The 18,260-nt window shown below is 61.5% G+C and carries 18 protein-coding genes; 4 read left to right on the top strand and 14 right to left on the bottom strand.

Translation table 11 applies throughout. From position 1 onward, the window contains the following. Positions 1-67 precede the first annotated feature (67 nt). Positions 68-1,291, bottom strand: a complete 1,224-nt coding sequence (locus tag P3T17_RS05805; protein WP_429405250.1) for an MFS transporter — start codon at positions 1,289-1,291, stop codon at positions 68-70. 118 nt (positions 1,292-1,409) lie between these two features. Here P3T17_RS05805 and P3T17_RS05810 point away from each other — a divergent pair, with 118 nt between their 5' ends. From P3T17_RS05810 to P3T17_RS05820, 3 genes are all read left to right on the top strand, one after another. Next, positions 1,410-2,384 carry a LysR substrate-binding domain-containing protein gene (locus P3T17_RS05810; RefSeq protein ID WP_429405252.1) on the top strand — a complete coding sequence of 325 codons (975 nt, stop codon included), beginning with the start codon at positions 1,410-1,412 and terminating at the stop codon, positions 2,382-2,384. A 607-nt stretch (positions 2,385-2,991) separates the two neighbouring features. Next, positions 2,992-3,411 carry an NUDIX hydrolase gene (locus P3T17_RS05815; protein ID WP_429405535.1) on the top strand — a complete coding sequence of 140 codons (420 nt, stop codon included), beginning with the start codon at positions 2,992-2,994 and terminating at the stop codon, positions 3,409-3,411. 102 nt (positions 3,412-3,513) lie between these two features. Beyond that, a complete protein-coding gene (locus tag P3T17_RS05820) occupies positions 3,514-4,155 on the top strand; it encodes an MgtC/SapB family protein (RefSeq protein WP_254368905.1) in 642 nt (213 codons plus the stop codon). Positions 4,156-4,507: 352 nt separating this feature from the next. On the opposite strand, the gene P3T17_RS05825 is transcribed toward P3T17_RS05820, so the two are convergent. The 13 genes from P3T17_RS05825 to P3T17_RS05885 all read right to left on the bottom strand — a co-directional run bounded on the left by P3T17_RS05825 (position 4,508) and on the right by P3T17_RS05885 (position 17,104). Beyond that, the gene (locus P3T17_RS05825; protein WP_429288433.1) at positions 4,508-4,813 is read right to left on the bottom strand and encodes a hypothetical protein; all 306 of its coding nucleotides are present in this window, start codon (positions 4,811-4,813) and stop codon (positions 4,508-4,510) included. Between the two features lie 94 nt (positions 4,814-4,907). Beyond that, entirely contained in the window at positions 4,908-5,690 is a 783-nt protein-coding gene (locus tag P3T17_RS05830; protein WP_429405254.1) for a nitroreductase family protein, read from the bottom strand. Next, positions 5,683-6,981 carry a 4-aminobutyrate--2-oxoglutarate transaminase gene (gene gabT / locus P3T17_RS05835; protein ID WP_429405256.1) on the bottom strand — a complete coding sequence of 433 codons (1,299 nt, stop codon included), beginning with the start codon at positions 6,979-6,981 and terminating at the stop codon, positions 5,683-5,685. Before gabT ends, P3T17_RS05830 begins: the two co-directional genes overlap by 8 nt. Further along, positions 6,978-8,675 carry an NAD(P)/FAD-dependent oxidoreductase gene (locus P3T17_RS05840; protein WP_429405258.1) on the bottom strand — a complete coding sequence of 566 codons (1,698 nt, stop codon included), beginning with the start codon at positions 8,673-8,675 and terminating at the stop codon, positions 6,978-6,980. Before P3T17_RS05840 ends, gabT begins: the two co-directional genes overlap by 4 nt. 65 nt (positions 8,676-8,740) lie before the next feature. After that, a complete protein-coding gene (locus tag P3T17_RS05845; RefSeq protein ID WP_429405260.1) occupies positions 8,741-9,277 on the bottom strand; it encodes a hypothetical protein in 537 nt (178 codons plus the stop codon). Continuing rightward, entirely contained in the window at positions 9,274-10,386 is a 1,113-nt protein-coding gene (locus P3T17_RS05850; RefSeq protein WP_429405261.1) for a beta-ketoacyl synthase N-terminal-like domain-containing protein, read from the bottom strand. Before P3T17_RS05850 ends, P3T17_RS05845 begins: the two co-directional genes overlap by 4 nt. Beyond that, positions 10,383-11,144 carry a hypothetical protein gene (locus tag P3T17_RS05855; RefSeq protein WP_429405263.1) on the bottom strand — a complete coding sequence of 254 codons (762 nt, stop codon included), beginning with the start codon at positions 11,142-11,144 and terminating at the stop codon, positions 10,383-10,385. The genes P3T17_RS05850 and P3T17_RS05855 overlap by 4 nt, the downstream gene beginning before the upstream one ends. An 11-nt stretch (positions 11,145-11,155) precedes the next feature. Further along, the gene (locus tag P3T17_RS05860; protein WP_429405264.1) at positions 11,156-12,562 is read right to left on the bottom strand and encodes a class I adenylate-forming enzyme family protein; all 1,407 of its coding nucleotides are present in this window, start codon (positions 12,560-12,562) and stop codon (positions 11,156-11,158) included. A gap of 40 nt (positions 12,563-12,602) precedes the next feature. Next, complete coding sequence (locus P3T17_RS05865; protein ID WP_074264738.1) at positions 12,603-12,869, bottom strand: acyl carrier protein; 267 nt, start codon at positions 12,867-12,869, stop codon at positions 12,603-12,605. A 45-nt stretch (positions 12,870-12,914) separates the two neighbouring features. Further along, a complete protein-coding gene (locus P3T17_RS05870) occupies positions 12,915-14,159 on the bottom strand; it encodes a cation:proton antiporter (protein ID WP_429405266.1) in 1,245 nt (414 codons plus the stop codon). Positions 14,160-14,281: 122 nt separating this feature from the next. After that, a complete protein-coding gene (locus tag P3T17_RS05875) occupies positions 14,282-14,998 on the bottom strand; it encodes an autoinducer binding domain-containing protein (RefSeq protein ID WP_429405268.1) in 717 nt (238 codons plus the stop codon). A gap of 483 nt (positions 14,999-15,481) precedes the next feature. Next, positions 15,482-16,705 carry an MFS transporter gene (locus P3T17_RS05880; RefSeq protein ID WP_429405269.1) on the bottom strand — a complete coding sequence of 408 codons (1,224 nt, stop codon included), beginning with the start codon at positions 16,703-16,705 and terminating at the stop codon, positions 15,482-15,484. A gap of 6 nt (positions 16,706-16,711) precedes the next feature. Further along, positions 16,712-17,104, bottom strand: coding sequence for a RidA family protein (locus P3T17_RS05885; protein WP_074264740.1), 393 nt, complete (start codon positions 17,102-17,104; stop codon positions 16,712-16,714). Positions 17,105-17,194: 90 nt separating this feature from the next. On the opposite strand from P3T17_RS05885, the gene P3T17_RS05890 reads away from it, so the two are divergent. Beyond that, positions 17,195-18,109, top strand: a complete 915-nt coding sequence (locus P3T17_RS05890; RefSeq protein ID WP_429405271.1) for a TrmB family transcriptional regulator — start codon at positions 17,195-17,197, stop codon at positions 18,107-18,109. The last annotated feature ends 151 nt before the right edge of the window (positions 18,110-18,260 follow it).

The following is an 18,260-nucleotide window of genomic DNA, read 5'->3' on the forward strand; positions in this document are numbered from 1 at the left end:
GAGCAAGCGGTGGTCGATTGCTGTTCGCGGCGCGGGCTTTACGCGTCGCCAGCTTCACGAGCTGCACTCACCGTCTTTCCTCGACAGCCAGATGCGGGCGCAGTGCGAGCGCCAGCGGAAAGATCGCCAACGCGGTCAGGGCCGTGGCAAAAGTGGCGCCGTGTACGCCGATCCGGTCGCCAAGAAAACCGTAGATAACCGGCGAAATGGCACCCGACGCTATCGTGCCCGTGTAAAACAACGCGAATGCACGCTCAGTACGTTCGGGGGCCGCCATTTCCGGAACTGTTCCATAGAGCACCGAGGAAGTGCCGTTGAGCATCACGCCCAGAAGCGGCAGCAGCACCATGGTGAGCGCCAGTGGGAGAAACATCACGGCGACGATGCAGGCTGCTGTACCGCCCTCGGTGACCAGCACCGTGCCTATCACGCCCATGCGTGCTCCAAGCCAGCCACAAGCGAACTTGCCGGCCGCACCGCCAATAAACACCAGCGCTAGCGCAGTCCCCACCATCGGCAGCGAGACGCCTTTTGCCTTGAGCAAGAACGGCAAAAAGGTGAGCAGCCCCATGCGCACGGCCGTATCGAGCACACCAATCGCGAACAGCAGGGAAAAACCGCTTCCCGCGGTGCTGCGACGGTGATCGGGCGCCTCTACGTCCACCGGCGCAGCGCGCGGGACAGACGGGAAAAATAGCGCGATGACCGCGGCAATTACGCAGCCCAATGCGGACACAATCCACAACGCGTGACGCCACGGCATCATGGTCACGAGCAGCGAGATGGCGGCCGGCAGTGCGGATTTACCAACGTCTCCGGAAAAATTGTAGATGCTCAGAGGTCCTCGGGCGTTGCGCCCGTAGGTACGGGAGACGGCGCCCGAAGCGATCGGGTGTTGCGTGCTCGAACCGCTGCCCGAAATCGCCAAAGCCACGCACAGACCAAGCAGGCCGCCTGACATCCCGGCGACTGCATAGCCGAGCGCAGCCAGCAAAGTACCGAGGGCCAGCGTGGCACGGCTGCCCAGCCACTGCGCGAGGCGCCCGGCAGGCAGTTGGAGGGTAGCCATGGTGCCGGCATAAATACCGCGCAGGATCGCCAGGGCGGCAAAATCAAGACCAAAGTCCGCCTGCCACACGGGCAGCAACGCATAGATCATGTCTGTGTAGCCATCGTGCATCGCGTGCGCGACGCAGGAGAGCCACAGCACGCGCGAGCGTGACGGGGCGACCTGTCGACCCGCTGAGTCGGTCTGCTGTGTAAGCGACGGGGAAAAATCGGGCAGGCGCATATCAATCCTCTTGTCACAAGGCGAACCGGAAAGGCCCGTCGCCGTTGGGTGTTCAGGCTCCATGTGGCAATTTTATGACGGGGCGACGATGTACTTCAATTGAGCTAATATCGCGTCAATGGAGAGAAAAAGTCACGTCATGGGTAGAGACAGCGCCACTGCGAAGGGCTGGGACAACCTGCCGCCACTTAACGCGTTGCGCAATTTCGAAGCGGTAGCCCGGCACGGCAGCTTCGCCGGCGCCGCAGCCGATTTGCATGTCACGCACTGGGCCGTCGGAAAGCAGATCAGGCTGCTGGAAGACTGGTTCGGCTTGCCGCTGTTCGAGCGCCGTCCACGCGGCGTTGTGCTTACCGATGAAGGCGCCGCGCTGCTGAGCGAAGTGAGCACCGCGTTCGAGCGCCTGGGCACCGTGGCGGCGCGGTTGCGCCACGAAGAATTTGCGCGCCGGGTATCGGGCATCGTGCGTGTGAACGTGCCGGCGAGTTTCGCACTGTGCTGGCTGCTGCCGCGTCTGGCCGGCTTCCAGGCACGTTACCCCGACATTGATGTGCGCGTGTCCACCACATCGCGCAAGTTGCGCTATATCGGCGACGCCTTCGACATCGGCGTTCGCTCCGGACCCGAACAAGGCGCTGGCGTCGTGTCGCGCACGCTGATGGCCGACTTGCGTCTGCCCGCCTGCAGCCCTGCACTGCTGCGCCAGCACCCCATAGTGGACGTGACCGATCTGCGCCATCACACCCTGCTGCATTCCGCCAGTACGCGCACAGCCTGGTCGCACTGGCTTCGGGAGGCAAGCGCGCCCGACCTGCGGACGGCCCGTCATGTCGAATTCGAGCACGTACACCTCCAGCTTGCCGCAGCCGTGGAGGGTCTGGGTGTCACACTGGCATCGCTGCCGCTGATCGGACGCGAGATTGCAGCGGGGCGCCTCGTGTGCCCGATTGCAGCGCCAACATGGCGCGCCGCCGACTACGCGCTTGTGATCAACGCCGATCGCGCCACGGACGGCGCAGTCGTAGCCTTTGAAGAATGGATCACATCGATGGCTGGGCAGAGTTCCGGGCAATCCGGGCAGGCCGGTCTGTGAGAGTGACTCATGGGCTTTGGCGAGGACGCCCCTACGGGTGGTGCCGCGGGCCGTTATCCTTCTTCGTCGTGAGTCCGTCGTTTTGAGGACGTCTCCGTCGTGCCGTTACGCCCATGGTGTCGCATCTTGCTGAGTGCATTCGCAATGGAACCGCCGAGTTGTTGCAATTCCGATCGCATGTACCACGGCCACCATGCCAGGTGGTAGAGCCAGAGGATTATGCTGCGGGGCCCGTGAAGCCAATGTCGTGGGATTCCGTCAGCAGGAAATTCTTCCAGCGAGCGGTGGCCGACCGAGCAGGCGCCAAGTGTTAGCCAGAGCAGCGAAAGAATCAGCGTCGGGAGGGACGCAAGGCATGCCACTCCAAACACAACCAGCGGCAGGCAGATCTCGAATGACGAGCGGGTTTTCATTGAATTTTCTCCCCGTCACAATAACGTCGGGAACAGAAGGCAGGCTGGCTCCTGAAGGATGAACTTCACGTCAGCCTTCTGGTTCCGGCAACTTCACTTTCATATCGAGTCAACGTGGCAGCCGTCGAACCCCATGGAGCGGAATGCCGCGCCATCCGCTTCAAAGATAGCACCGGAACGAAGATCAGGTGACGATGAAAGAAAGAGCGACCGTGGTGTGCAGGCAACACGACAAAATCCTCCTCGTGACTCGCGGCCGGTCGCGCTGGTCGCTGCCGGGTGGCACGATCCGGCGCTCCGAGTCGCCAGTCGAGGCGGCGCGAAGAGAGCTATTGGAAGAGACCGCCCTCGGGATCGATGACTTCTCGTTTCTGTTCCAGTTTGGCGGTCTAACCAAAAGACATCACGTGTTCCTCGTGGACCTGCCGACGAACCTCACGCCCGCAGCGAGCAATGAGATCTCCCGGTGCCGCTGGATTCGGCCCAAACAGGTGTCCAACGTCGTCACTAGCGTGCCGACCAGAGAAATTGTCCGGCTGCTCGTCAGTCACAAAAATGTCACAATATCGGTCCCCGCCGTCGACCTCGATAGCAAAGCTGCCGCTAGCGCGTAGCTGCGAGGCTGTCCAGCCGCTCCGCGGCAACCATTCGGCGCGACTTAACGTTTTGCGGACTTCATTGTGATAGGCAATTTCGAAATCCTGTCTCGCCTGCTTATGGCGGCCCTGCTGGGCAGTGTCATTGGTTTTGAGCGAGAAAGGCTGAACTGGGCCGCGGGTTTGCGTACACACATGCTGGTATGCGTCGGCGCGTCGTTGATGATGCTCGTGTCCGCGTTCGGCTTCGCAGACGCGCTGACTCAAAAGAACGTTGTACTGGATCCTTCGCGGGTCGCAGCCCAGGTGGTATCAGGCATCGGTTTTCTCGGCGCCGGATCGATCCTGCTGCGCGGCGAGGTTGTGCGCGGTCTCACAACCGCGGCCAGTCTCTGGTCGGTTGCAGGAATCGGACTCGCCGTGGGCGGAGGCATGTACACCGCAGCTATCGGCGCGACAGTCATTATCCTGATCATCCTTGCCGGGATGAAGCCGCTGGAGCGTCGCTTTATCTCCGTGCGGCAACAGCGCAACATCCAGCTACTGGCCGAGCGCGGAAGCGTTTCTCTGGACAGTCTGCATCGCGCACTTGGAACTGGAAGCGTCCGGGTCAAGCAGTTCATTGTTCAGCAGTCCGAAGACGACCCGGAGCTCGACGATGTGCAGATTGCCCTGTCTCGCGCGTCATCGCCCGAGTTCACTGCGATCTGTACGCGGCTGGGAGCGATGCCAGGCGTGCGCGAGTGTCGTCACGAAAAGTAATGGCGGAACGGTTCATGATGCGAACGTATGAATATCAAGGGTTCACTCTTCAGGTATCTGTCGAGTCGCAATTCAGCTTACCGCCGATCACACGACTGGCAGGGCGTTCTGGGTACGTCGCGGTAGTCAGGGTCTTTCAGGCAGGAACGGCAGTTGCGATTTTTTCGCCTCTCCGATTCGGTGAGGCTGGCGGACGCCCGTTTGATACCGAAGTCAGCGCCCTTATGGGAGGCTATAGCGCTGCGCGGAAAATCGTGGATGACCTGTTTGGACGTGAAGTTCACTGATCTCGTGACAATGTGTTTTTCCCTCACGTTCCCGTTCCGACCATCCGCTCCTGGGCCGGCAAATCCTACTTCTTGCCCTGCAGGGATGCCAGATAGGGCTGGACGATTTCGGAGCATCTGAATTCGCCAACGGCGCCGTCGTGGGATTCGGTGCATTGGACGAGGCTGTCGTCCTTCTGCAGCACGTAGGTGCGCACGGTCCTCGATGACTGTTGTGCGGGCGTGTCGAACGCCGAGACGAGCTTATAGCCGTTCATGATGACGTCATGGAGCGACGCCGGGATCGCGCGCCATTGCTGGTTAGGTGCGGGCTCGGCGGCGTGCGCCGTTAGCGCCACAGTGGCGAGCAGCGCAGTGCATAGAACTTTCATCGGTCTTGCTCCCATCTTGCAGTCTTGAGGGCATTGACTTTATCACTCGCCCGCCTTGCGTACCCAGCGCCTGCAACGCAAAACGCAACGGCTTTCAGGTGATGAAATGCTTCGACTCCAGAAATTCCCGCAACCGTCGCGAATCGGAGTGGAAGACCTCCGGGTCGTATTTCAGTGGACTTGAGTACAACTGCGCCATCGACGTGATCCCATGCAGTTCGAGCTTCGACCGCGCGACCGCACTGGACATGTGCCGCGGCCAGGCGCGCTGCTCGCGTTCGGCATAGCTCGCATCGATTTCCGCGTCGCTCGGGTCGCGGTAAAACTCTTCGTGAACCAGCGCGGACATCGGCAACCGGTCACGTTTGTCGGGATTTTCGTCCGGATACCCGGCGACAATCGTCGCCGCCGGCACGCAGGTATCCGGGAGATTCAGGGCCGCCGCGATGCCGCTCATCGCGGATAGCGTCGAGCCCATGTAGCAGACACCCAGGCCGCGAGCCTCGAATCCCAGACAGACGTTCTGCGCCACGATCATCGCGTCGCATAGCGCAATGTGATAGCCCATCAGGTTGTTGAAATTGTCGCGTGCCGCACCTCGCGCGAGCCAGCGCCGCGTCCTGTAGCAGTCCGCAACAAAGGTCACCAGCAAGGGAGCCTGCAGGATCATCGGCTGTCGTGCATGCAGCTCGTATAACTGCTGTCTGCGCTGTGCATCCTGTGTCAAAACCAGCGAGACGTTGTTCAGATTCCCGGACGACGAAGCCCCAGCCATTGCGTCGGCACATACCGCGTCGATCAGTTCACGCGCAATCGGGTCCTGCTTGTAACGCCGGATCGAGCGATGGCCGTTGAGGAGTCTGGAGAGGTCAGTCATGGCGTCCAGGCTCCGGTCGGCACAGCGTCGAAAAGCACCGGTCGAGAATGCGCAGCCCCGCTTCCAGCGTCCGCAGCTCGACCGTCAGCGGTGCCAGCATACGCAGGACGTTGCCGTGTGTCCCGCCCGCGAGCAACAGCAGTCCCTCATCGCGCGCCGACATCACAAGCTTGCTGGTGAGGTCTTTTGCCGGCTGCCCGTCGGGCGTGCGCAACTCGACGCCGATCAGCGCCCCGAGTCCTCGCACGTCTGCAATCGACGGATAGCGTTGCTGCATCGCCAGCAGCTCCGTGCGCGTGATCTCGCCAACCTGACGGGCGCGCGCCAGGATGTGCTCCCGCTCCATGACGTCGAGTACCGCCAGCGCGGCCGCACAGGCCAGCGGGTTACCGGCGTAGGTCCCGCCCAGGCCACCGGGCCCCACGGTGTCCATCACACTGGCGTGGCCCGTCACGCCCGCGAGCGGTAATCCGCCGGCCACCGATTTACCGAACACCAAAAGGTCCGGCGTCGCTCCCATCTGCTCAACCGCGAAAAAGGTACCCGTGCGGCCGGCACCGCTTTGCACCTCGTCGGCAATGAGCACAATCCCTTCACGGTCGCACAACGCACGCAACTTCGCGACGAATCCAGGCGGGGCCACCTGTATTCCGCCCTCGCCCTGCACCGGTTCGAAGATGATCGCGGCAATGTCTTCGGGGGCAGCGTCGTTTCTGAAGATGCGTTCAATACTGCCAAGCGCCGCGTCGACGTCGATGTTGTTCAGCGCGTCCGGATACAGCGCGCGGTAGACATGGCCCGGCATGAGGCCCATTCCTGACGCGTAGGGTGCCACCTTGCCGGTCATTGCCAGGGCCATTAGCGTGCGGCCATGATAGGCGCCGGTAAAGGCAATCACACCGCTGCGCCTCGTATGTGCGCGGGCGATCTTGACCGCACTTTCAACGGCTTCGGAACCCGTGCTGAACAAGGCAGTCTTTTTAAGGCCATCGCCCGGAGCCAGCGCATTGATCCGCTCACATACCGCAACATAGGACTCGTACGGCAGCACAGCGAAACAGGTGTGAACGAAATGGCCCAATTGCCGCTGGACCGCTTCGACCACATCCGGGTGAAGATGCCCCGTATTGAGCACGGCAATGCCGCTCGTAAAATCGATGTACTCGTTACCGTCGATATCCCAGATGCGGTCATTTAACGCCCGCGCCGCGAAAATGGGATGTGCCTGGTTGACGCCGCGCGCAACCGCAGCCTGCCGGCGGCTGAGCAGCGTTTCGTTGGTGACGCTCATAGGCTCGCCCGGATTTCTGCGAGACGTTCGTCGGCACGCGCGGCAAGCGCTAACCGGTCGCCGTAGCGATAGCGGTCGAGGAACTCGAACGGCCGCGCGTTCGGACCACGCGCGAGCTTCGCCGCGAGGCCGTCGGGTGCGTGGTTGGCCCAGTCCAGTAGCGACTTCGCAAATTCAGCCGTCGGTCGCGAGACGTAACGGTTGGCAAAGTCCGAGAAGTCGAGCGGCAGGTGCTCGCGGTTCTCCACATACAAACGGTGTAACGTGGCTATCGTTTGCGCTTCACCGGTCTCGCCGCGCTTGAAGCGTTCCATCGCCGAGCACGCGGCGTCGAACATCCGCTCGTAGCGGTGGCTTTCAATCGACAGGTGACCCGGATAGGTCGCGTTATCAAACGCCGCGTCCAATGCTTCGTTATCCCGATCAGCCAGATAGTCGGCAAGAATCCGGCGCAAACGCAGCACGCCGATATAGCTGCCGCTCAGCCAGAGGCGGAACCATGCATTCCATAGCGGAAACGTCCGGAACGCGGTGTACGAGTTGGCAACGAGGCGGTCGTTGATGCGTACGACTTCGAGGCTGTAGCGTTCGAGCGGCAACAGGTCTTCGCGCTGCCAGCGGTCCGCCTGGAGCGATTTCAGCAGAGTCGGTGCCAGTCGCGCGATCGATTCGAATGTGTTGACCAGTCCTCGCGAGAACAGCGGATCGACGAATCCCACGGCATGTCCGAGCAGGCAATACCGGTCGCCCACCGTCTCGCGACTCGTGTAGTTCAGGCGCGGTGCAACGGTCCATTCCCGAACCCTTGATGCATTCTTGAAGTGTTTGGCCACCGATGGATGGTCGGCCAGAAATTGCTGGAATTCGCGTTCCGGATCGCGGCTCGCGGGGCCGTGCCTGTCGATATCGAACTGCAGTCCGACACTGCACAGCGGATTGGTGCTGAACGGCTGATTGTTGAATGGGATGATCCACAGCCAGCCGCAGTCGAACATGTGATGCAGCGTAGTCTGTGACAACGCAGTCGGCGAACCGTGTGTCTCGATCGGTGCGATCACATCCTCGTAAAGGTCGACGTTGACCATATGCGTGAACAGCGAGCGCGTGTTTGCCTGCATCGGCCGGGCGCCTTCGCGCAGTTGCAACGCATCGGCGAGCGGCGCGCGGAAACCCGCCGCGTCGACTACGAAGCGTGTGTGCAGGCGCTGACCGTCGGCAAGTGTCAGCGTGACGCCCTCCCCTGCGACGTCAATGGACTGGATACGTGCCTGCTGCCTGATAACCGCGCCGAGACGGGCCGCAAGCGCGACATAGTACGCATCGATATCCTGACGAAACAGGTGGGCTTCCGGCGCGAGCACCGGAGTCGACACCACATCGGCGATATCGTGTTCCTTGCGAAAGCCGTTCCATGCGAAGCTGAAGGCCAGTTTGACACCCGCCGCCGAGGAGCCGATATGCCGGTTGATCTCGGCAATGTTGCCCGGATAGGCCAGCTCGGGAATGCCAAAACGCTCCGCCATCAGTTCAAGCAGCACGGCGCTTTCCGGCACCATCGACTCGCCGACCGCGAAGCGCGGATGCGTACCCGCGTCCAGCACGACGACGTTCACGCCGTTTTTGGCGAGAATCGCGGCAAGCATCGAACCCGAAATGCCAGAACCGATGATGGCAACGTCATGATCGTAATCCATAGTTTGCATTCCTATATATAGGCTTTAAATCTGGTAATGTGGAAAAGTATGTTCGCCCCCTCGCTTCAGCCGAGGTCAAGCCTTCTGATCAACATGCCGGTCACCTGGATGTCCGCTGCCGCCCCGAAATCGGCTGCGACAAGGATCAGATAGCGTGCGTTGCCCTGCCCCAGCCATCGCGCGGCGAGCACGTCGACTAGCGGCCGTGCGCTGGCGGCCGGCATCGTAAGGTTCATGGTGGGTCCGCGAAAGCCGAAGCGGGTGCAACAGATCGAAAGCGCGGCGCCAGCGTTCGCGTTGATGAACGCCGCGGGCGACACCCGGCCGTTGCGGCTCATATCGGCTATCACGCGCTGCGCGGTGGTTTTCGGATAGGCGCTGCCGCAGTGGATCATGCCGACGTGGTCCCTATGCGGCTCAAGCCTGGCACGGTTCGCGCGGTACAGCGCTGCGACCGAGTCGAGCACGGGCCATACCGTCGGATCAGCGTTCCTGAGACCGTTCCCGATTTCAGGATCGAGTTGCTCGTAAGCCATGCTCCTACGTTCGCAGCTGTCGACGATGGTGTAACCGCGCGCCCATGCCAGGGTCTCGCCTGTCATGCCGCTGCCCCCTGAAAAATCAGACTGGTGTTGAAGCCGCCAAAGCCGATCGTAAGACTGAGTCCATAGGCCGTGCTGATCGATCCAGGACGGCCCATCGGCATGGGCAGCGAGAAACCCGCGATGGGTTCTTCCAGTCCGTGTATGGGGGGTATCACCTGTTGCTGCAGGGCGAGAATCAACGCGATCGCCTCGAGCGCGCCAGTTGCCCCGAGCGAATGGCCAAACGCTCCCTTCGTTGCAAAAATCGCGGGCCGCGAGTGGCCAAACAACGCGAGATATGCGGCGCTCTCGATCCGGTCGTTGGTCAGGGTTCCTGAGCCATGCGCATTCAACACACCAATATCCTCGTAGCGTAGCCCGGCGTTTTTCAGCGACCGCTCGATGGCGAGCCTGATGCCGTTGCCGTCTTTGTCGGGCGCGGTCAAACCCGCTGCATCGTTGGATGAGCCTGCGCCGCGCAGGATCGCGAGCGGCCGCACCGGACGATCGCCGCGCCGTTCGAGGACCAGAAAGCCAACGCCCTCGCCGAGAATCGTGCCATCGTGACGGTGATCGAAGCTGCGCAACGTGGTCGACGACATGGTGCCCAACGCAGAATGCGCGAGGCGCTTGGAGTCTCCCAGCACGTCTGCGCCACCGCAAATGCAGCGGTCGGCAAGTCCAGCGCGGATCAGCTCGGCGCCAAGCAGAAGAGCATCCGATCCGGAGGAGCAGGCAGTGGACAACGCAACCGCTTCGAGTCCGAATCCGTCGGCGATCTCCTGCACCCAGCGCTCGAGCGGTTCAGCGGCGGCAAGCGGGTCGTCAAGCCGCGCGCCGAAGCTCGTCCCTACAATCAACCATGTGCGCGCCGCCTGACGCGGTAGATCCAGTTGCGCATGCTCCGCCGCGGCAGCAACGGTTTGCCGGGTGAGGTGCTCGAGGGTGTCGCGTGCGTCGGCGCGGTCTGCCAGCGCAATCTTCGCCACCCGGTCGTTCTTCAGTTCATGCGGCGAGGGGGACGGCGCAATCCCAGTCTCACCGTCGAGCAGCCGCTGCCACACGCCTGATAGCGTGCGGCCCAACGCGGTGTGCCAGGCCACACCTGTGATCGCGAGTTCGGTCATGGCGCATCTCCTTGCGCCGGCATGCAGGCAAGGCTCGCATCATTACGCGGCACGTGTTCTGTGCGCCTCGCCTGACCGTAGATGCGTAGATACTCGTCCGGCTTGTCGCTGTCGATGGGGTTCGGGTAGAAACTGTCGTTTATCGCCTCCCCCATCAGCGAAATCGTCCGCGCGAAGGGTTCGCTTTGCAGCCAGTTATCGCTAACCAGAAAGCGCGGTTCCACGTCCGCTTTATCGAAGCCAGGAAGTTGGTCAGGCCGCACGAATTTGCGGCGCGACTTGTCAAAGACCTGCCGGTACGCGGAGGAATCGAAGTAGCGAATCCGTCCGCCAGTCACCAGCGCATTCAAGGAGTGCCAGGGTTGTGGCAGATACAGGTAATTGACGTAGATCTTGCGGATCGCATAGACCGGTTGCGCGAGCAGTGCGCTGACGAGCGTGCCCGCTACATCGCTCATCTCGGTGCAGAAACACGGCAGGCGCGGACGGTCCGGTTCGATAAATGCGCTCAGATAGTCACCGAGGGAGAGCGACGGAATCACCTCGTCCCGATAGCGCGCGTAGACCGCTTCATGCGCGGGCCATTCCACGCGAGGATAGGTCAGGCGTACAAGATTGGCCGGCCAGGTTTTGAAAACCTCCGGCTCCTGGGTGATATGGCACATGTGCAGGGGAATAATCTGCAGCACGTCCTCGATGGTTTTCAACTCGTACCTCGCGATGATTGCGCGAGTCAGCTCGTCAATGTCCCGGTTCACGGTACACATCCTCATTTGTAAAATTCGTACTGCTGGCGGTTCACCGGTGTCAGCGTCAGACTGCTTGGGCGTTCGATATGCTTTAACCCCTTCATGATCTCCGCCTTCATCGCATCGGCCTCGGCCGGCCCGACCAGCAGATCGTCCACCGTGATCTCAAGAAAATATCCGTCGACGGTATCGGCACGCCGGATCGATCGCGTCTTGCAGGTCAACACGCCTGGCAGCGCACGGCAAAACTGCTTGATCGCAGCCAGGTTCACCTTCTCGTCGTTCAGCACGATGAAGTCCGATTTCCGGTGCTTGAAGAAGAGATGACCGTCCTCGTCGATTTCGAAAATGTCGCCGGTTTTCAGCCACGTCTGTCCATCCATTTCGACCAGCGGACTCAGGGCGTTGCGGCCAATCTTCCGCTTCAGAAGCGTGTCCGAATGGACGAGAAGTTCGCCCTCCTGCGCCGGTCCGTCCACGTCGAGCAGGCGCACGAGGGTGCCGGGCATCGGACGGCCGACGGAAGCGAACCGCTTTGCGTTCGCCTCGTGAGCGCGCCCGGTCGAGACGCGCGGCCCCGCTTCGGTGACGCCGTAGGTCAGGTAAAGTTCTTTGCCCGGATAACGCTGGACGAAGGCCGCCGCCTGCTCGGGTGCAAGGAAGTCGCCCCCCACTGTGAGCGCGCGGACGGTCTCCGGCAGCGCGGCAGCGGAATGCGCGAGCAAGGTCCGCATCAGGACCGGCGTTACGGAACTCACCGTGACCCGATGGCGCGCCAGATCCGCGACGTACTGCGAACCGATGAACGGCGGCCCGCTGATAACCAGCCTCGCACCACACTCGATGCTCGCGATTGCCTGGGCAACCAGCGCGAACGAGTAATAGAGCGGCAGATTGATCAGCATCGTGTCCGTCGCACCCAGGTTGATCTCAGCCGCATGTTTGCGTGCATTGGCCCTGAGCGAGTCGAAGGAGTGCACGCAACCGCTGCTGAAGTGCGAGGAGGTGCCCGAGGTGGTCAGGATCACTTCGCCCGGCTCGGTGACCGGTTTCGCAAGCGTGCGGAAGAAGCCGACTTCCCAACCCGCCTGCCGGTTGACCGCTTCAATGTGCAGTTCCTTGCACAACTCCTCACCCAGCCGCGGCCTGACGACAGCAACGGCGCCAAAGTCTTCCGCCATCTGACGCAGACGCAGAACGGGTGTGGCCGGCGGCAACATCGCGGGCACATAGCCTGCTGCCACCAGCGCGAAGAAGAGCTTCAGCAGGTTGCGGCCGTTAGGCATGCAAATCAGCACCGCGGCCCCTTCCGGCAGAGCACGTGCCCGCAATCCGGCAATTAGCTGGCCAGGGGCTGCCGCATCGCTTGCCGGCAACGCGACGCTCGAAGTTTCGGTAATCAGATGATCGAAGTCCGCTATATGCATAGGTATCCAAATTGTTAAGACTGGAGTCTCCGGCTTGAGACTAGAGCGCGCTCAGCTTCGTCAGAAGAAATCCGGACAGCACGTCACAGTTCAGGAAGTTGTCCGGCACGAAATCGTTCTCGTCGATCCTGATTCCGAACTCCTCCTCACACTGGTAGCGAAGTTCGATAAAGCCAACGGAGTCGATCCCGACTACGGACAGAAAGCCATCGGTCAGGCCGATCCGATCCGGGGAAATATCCACGTCAAGGCGGGTTGCGACGATGTTGCGAAGACGCTCGACAATCTCTTGCCTGCTTACGTTCATGGTTACCTTCAGGAAAGGAAGACTGGATTGAAGACACGCAACCGTCTAGAGTTGCGGATCCGCCAACGGTTGATTTCCCGCCCGCATGTGTCGGCGCACGAGGGGCGTCGTCATTGCAGTGGTGACGAGAGCGAACAGAACCAGCATCGTGTAGACCCTGGGCGGAAGAATTCCCAGTTGCAGTCCAATCGAGAGCACGATGAGTTCCATCAAGCCTCTCGCATTCATGAGCGAACCGATGAAAGCCGCGTCGCCCGGCGCGAGGCCGCAGATCCGCGCGGCAAGATAGGAGCCGCCGAACTTCCCGGCAAATCCTGCCCCCAGGAACACGCAGAGCCAGAACCAGGCGTTGCCCCCTTCGATCAGGGAGATCGATGTGTGCAGTCCCGCGTACGAGAAAAAGACCGGCATCAGAATGGTGCGAAGGAAGCCGCCGAACCATCTGTCCCATTGTTCCCGCACGGCTGGGACGTCGCGCAGGAGCATCCCGGGAAGCAGCGCGCCGAAGGCGCTGTGAAAGCCCAGACTGGCAGTGATGCCGGCCGATACCATGACAAAGCACGTGACGATGGTGAACACGGCCTGCATATCGTTGCGTTGCGCCGCCCGTAGCAGCATGGGTTGAACCGCGTAACGCGTAATGACCACGCACCCGATCGAGTACAGCGCAATGCCACCGAGGGCAAGCGTCAGCTCGCCCACGCCGTTGTGCACATGTGCTATTGACGCAACCACGGCCAGCAGCATCCAGCCCGCCACATCGGTCAGCATGGCGGCCGAGAGCGCCGTCTTCGCCAGCGGATTCGTATTGAGCCCAAGATCGACAACGATACGCACCATCACCGGCACCGCGGACACCCCCAGCGCAACGCCGCAAAACAGCACATACGGAACGGTCGGAAAGCCTGGCGCCAGGACGTCCTTCGACCAGAGCGCCACTGCCACGCCGAGAACAAACGGCATCACGAGTCCCAGGGCCGCGATCAGTCCGGGCAGGCGCAATCCGGCACCCAACCGGGCAGCGCCGCGCCGCTCCGGAGCGTGAAGGTGCATGCCGATCTCGAACATGAGCAGGACAATGCCCACTTCGCCTAGCTGCGACATGCTCGATGCCGAACTCACCGGGAAGATGAGGTCATGGATACCCGGGTCGAGCGCCCCGAGGACAGAAGGTCCCAGTAGAAGCCCCGCCGTGATTTCGCCAACCACCCGGCATTGGCCGACGCGCTCAGCCAGATAGCCGCACGCATGACACGCCAGGATGATGATTGCGAGCTGGAGAAAGTACATTGCGATCTGGTGTCGGAGACGAGTGAAGCCCAAGGCAGAAAGTAGCGCGAACGCACGTAGCCCGGCAGCTCCAGGAAATGGGAGGGGTGCAGCGCAATGCCACGCGATCCGGCGCTCCGCGCCTAGCCGATGAGCCCGAGAACAGCAGCTCTTACGGCCGCATGCGTCTTGCTGACCGCACCCAGCTTGCGCGTGGCATTGGTGATATGAAAAATGCAGGTGGACTCCGCGATGCCCAGAATCACTCCGATTTCCGACGCGGTTTTTCCTTCGGCGGTCCAACCCATGACCTCGCGCTCGCGGGACGAAAGGTGCGGCATGCCGTCCGTGAACATGGCCGGCAACAACCTTGCGCCCAGGCTTGCGTGGACGAAGTGCGCGAGCCAGATCATCGGACACTCCGTGACGGCCAGTTCATCCGGGTAAATCGGATGGGTGTCCCGCGCCAGCGTGAACCACGTGATGGCGCCGAACTGACTGCGCAGCGACATCGACCATCCGTAGCGGATACCGTGCGCCTTGGCCTCGTCCCAGTATTGCCGCTCGGACGAAGGCGCTTCAGCCGTCCATATCAGCGGAACCGACGACACCTTGCAATGGCGCAATATCGGATCTATCTCGACATAGCCAGGCGTGCGGTATCGCGATTGCCACGACGGCGGATAGTTACCGCGGACCTCGATGGCCGGGCGCGACACGGGGACCGGCAAGCGAACCCCGAACATCCAGAAGTCGAAACTGAGCGCCTTGGCGCTATCGGTAATTTCTCTGTCCAGCTCTTCGTCGGAAATATCGTGGCCGGCGACACGTTGTAGCTGTTCCTCGTACCACTTACGCATGGGAATCCTCTCCGAAAACATGAAATCCGGAGAGAGCGCGGCAACCGGGGCGGGTCGGGCTTACAGAGGGAGAAGGCGCAGTAAAACAATGAAACGTTTTTGCGCAAGAAATGCCTGTTCAGCGCGCATGCAAATAGTTAGTCAGGTCAGCATCGATAGCCGAACCCATTCCTATGCCTTGAATTGAGCGTGATTAGCCATGCGCAGATCAGGAGGATGCCGACTTCAGCCCTGGAGATTCCCTTTCCTCACTTACGCAAGGCTGGAAATCAGGCATGGCTTCGCCCCATTGCCGGGCCTCCACACAAACACAAACCCGGCGAGCGGAGCAACGCAAGTCGTGACACACCCTTCCCCGTCATTGGCCTGATTTACCTGCTTATGAAATCATTGGAGGGCGGCTTTGACGCCCAGCGAGTCAGAGCGTAGCGCGGCCACGTCATTTGTGCTTCGGATTCGCCCCTGCCATGCCGCTGCAGCGTGCTATTCGAGCGCCGGTTCACCGCGTCGCCGTCCGCCGAGATGATGAGCACAGGTGATCGCGAGACCCAGTGCTGACATTGCGATGCCTACCGTGCACACCAGGTCCCATCCGTAACGGGCGAACAGCAACGGCCCGAGCACTGAGCCCAGCGCGCCAGCGGCGTAATAGAAAAACATGTACACGCTATAGATGCGACTGCGTGCATTGACATCGATCGCCAGCAAGCGGGTCTGATTGGCCACCTGTGCGGAAAAGCAGCCGACATCGAAGAGCACCAGGCCGATTGCCGTTCCCGCTATGGATGAACGGGCGACGAGCAATATCGCCACGCCCGCGAGCACCGACGCGAAGCCGCACGCTATGACCGGCCGGTACCCGAACCGGTCCGCCGCACGCCCTGCCGCGCGGGTGGCAAACAATCCCAGCACGCCGGCAAAGCTGAACATACCCGCCTGAGCGGTATTCAGATTGAGCGGCGCGCAGGCTACGGCCAATACGAGGGTGACCCACAGCATGCTGAAAACGAAAAACCAGCATGCTCCAACGATCACGCCTTCCTGCAATAGCCGATAGCGGAATAGCACCGAGGGTAGCGACCTGAGCAAACCGAGGTAACCGTGTTCACTGCGCTGCACGTCTCTGGACAGCAGGCGATGCGTGAGGCAAGCGAGCAGAAACGATGCAACCCCGAACAGCATCAGCATCGTGCGCCAGCTTGTGGCCTGCGATAGCAGGCCGCCTACAAACCGGCTCAGCAGGATGCCCGCGGATATCCCCATCCCCACCGTTCCCACCGCGCGGCCACGCGACTCCGGCTTCGAGGCGCGAAACGCGACTGTGGCCAGGTGAACCGCGTTGGTTGCCATCGCGCCGATCACGCAGCCCGCGATGGTCAGCGCAGGCAATGTCGGCGCGTACCCCGCCGCGATCAACGCCATGGCCAGCACCGCGAATTGCCAGGAGACGATTCGCGCGGGAGAAACCTTGTCGCCAAGCGGAACCAGCAGGACGATACCCGCCATGTAGCCGGCCTGCATGCTGCCGGCGACGATGCCCATGGCCGTGAGCGGGAGGTGGAAACTCTGTGCGACAGCGGGAAGAGCCGGCTGGAGCGCGTAGTTATTCGCGATGGCCACGCCCGCGGCCATCGCGATGAAGGCGGTCAGCCACCGATGCGGCGTTTCCCGTCCGCCCCTGGCGCTCCCGCGCGGGACGCGATTCATGGCCGCTTACCAGGCCGAATCGCTTTTGACTGCCGTGATTTCGATCTCGACCAGAATCTTCGGATCGACGAAAGGCAGCACGTGCAGCAGCGTCAATGCCGGACGAACATCGCCGAACACTTCTCCATGAGCGCGGCCCGCGTCCTGCCAATGAGCAATGTCAGTGACGTACACGCGGCTTTGCACGACGTCCTGGTACCCAAAGCCGGCATCGGTCAACACGGTGCCGAGCTTGTCGAGAATGGTTTTGGTCTGCGTATACAGATCGTCGCCGACGATTGAACCATCCGGTCCGCTCGCCGCCGTTGCCGACACGTACAGCGTGTTGTCTGACTGGATGGCGCGGGAATATCCGATGGACGCTTCCCAGCTCGAACCCGACGAATACCGTTTTTTCATGCTGCGCTCCTTGTATTGCACCTCGAGTAAATGGCTACACTACCTCGGTAGTGTACAAGGCCAATATGACATGTGCTAGTCTCACGCGATATGACTACACAGATTCCCGCCGAGCTGATATCCGCGCTGATTCGCCTCGGCTTCTCACAATACGAAGCGCAAGCTTATTGCGCCCTTCTGCAACGTTCGCCGATGAATGGCCACGAGGTCGGCAAGCTCTCCAGCGTGCCGCCGTCGAAAATCTACGAGACGCTTCAACGTCTGGATACCAAGGGTGCGGTTCTCATGCATCGGTCGGAACCTGTCCGGTATGCGGCGGTTCCGTATGCCGAGGTGCTGGCGCGACTGCGGGAGCGCTTCGAGGGCGATATCGAACTTGTCAACGAGGGACTGTCGTCGCTACCTGCGGCGCGTGAGCTCGGACTTGTCTGGTCGCTGCGCGATAGAAACGCAATCATCAGAGCATTTCAGACCACCATAGACAGTGCGCGGCAAACCCTGTTCGCGGCGATCTGGGACGAGGAAATGGAGCCGTTGCGCGATGCGATCGAGGCGGCCTCGGCGCGTGGCGTCGATGTTCATGTGGCGATCTATGGGACTGCAACGCTCAATGGCCCTCGGTTCTACGACCTGCGCGAATGCGGCGCAAGCGCCCGGGCCAGGCTCGAAGGCCGCCGGTTGGCCGTTGCCGTGGCGGATGAGCAGGACGCCATCACCGCGGAGTTCGGGCCGTCCGCTACTGAAGAAGCGGTACTCACTACTAATCAGGTCATCAGCCTCCTCGCCATTGAGTACGTCAAGGCCGACGTCATGGGCCGCATCCTGATTAACTCGATGGGCCCACGGGCCTTCGAGAAAGCCCTCAACAGCGATTTGATGCAGGCGCTCCTGGCAGCCAGGACCGTTCAGTTACCCAAACAGAAAAACAAAACCGCCGCGCCTGCATCCACAGTCAGACGGAAAAGTCCGGCGCGAGCGTCGGGAAACCGGACCGACAAGACGTAGGCGGTCGTGGTGTTCTCAAGGTCTTTGCCATGAGGGTGCGTTTCATCAGACCTGCCTGCGCCACCACTGATTGTCGGCAGCAAACCTGGCTCGTCTGATCGCCCGCGACTCTGGGCCCGCTGACGGTACTTTCCCTGCTGCCGGCCCAGGT

The organism is Paraburkholderia sp. GAS82 (assembly GCF_050436285.1).
GTDB classification, from domain to species: Bacteria; Pseudomonadota; Gammaproteobacteria; order Burkholderiales; family Burkholderiaceae; genus Paraburkholderia; species Paraburkholderia phenazinium_B.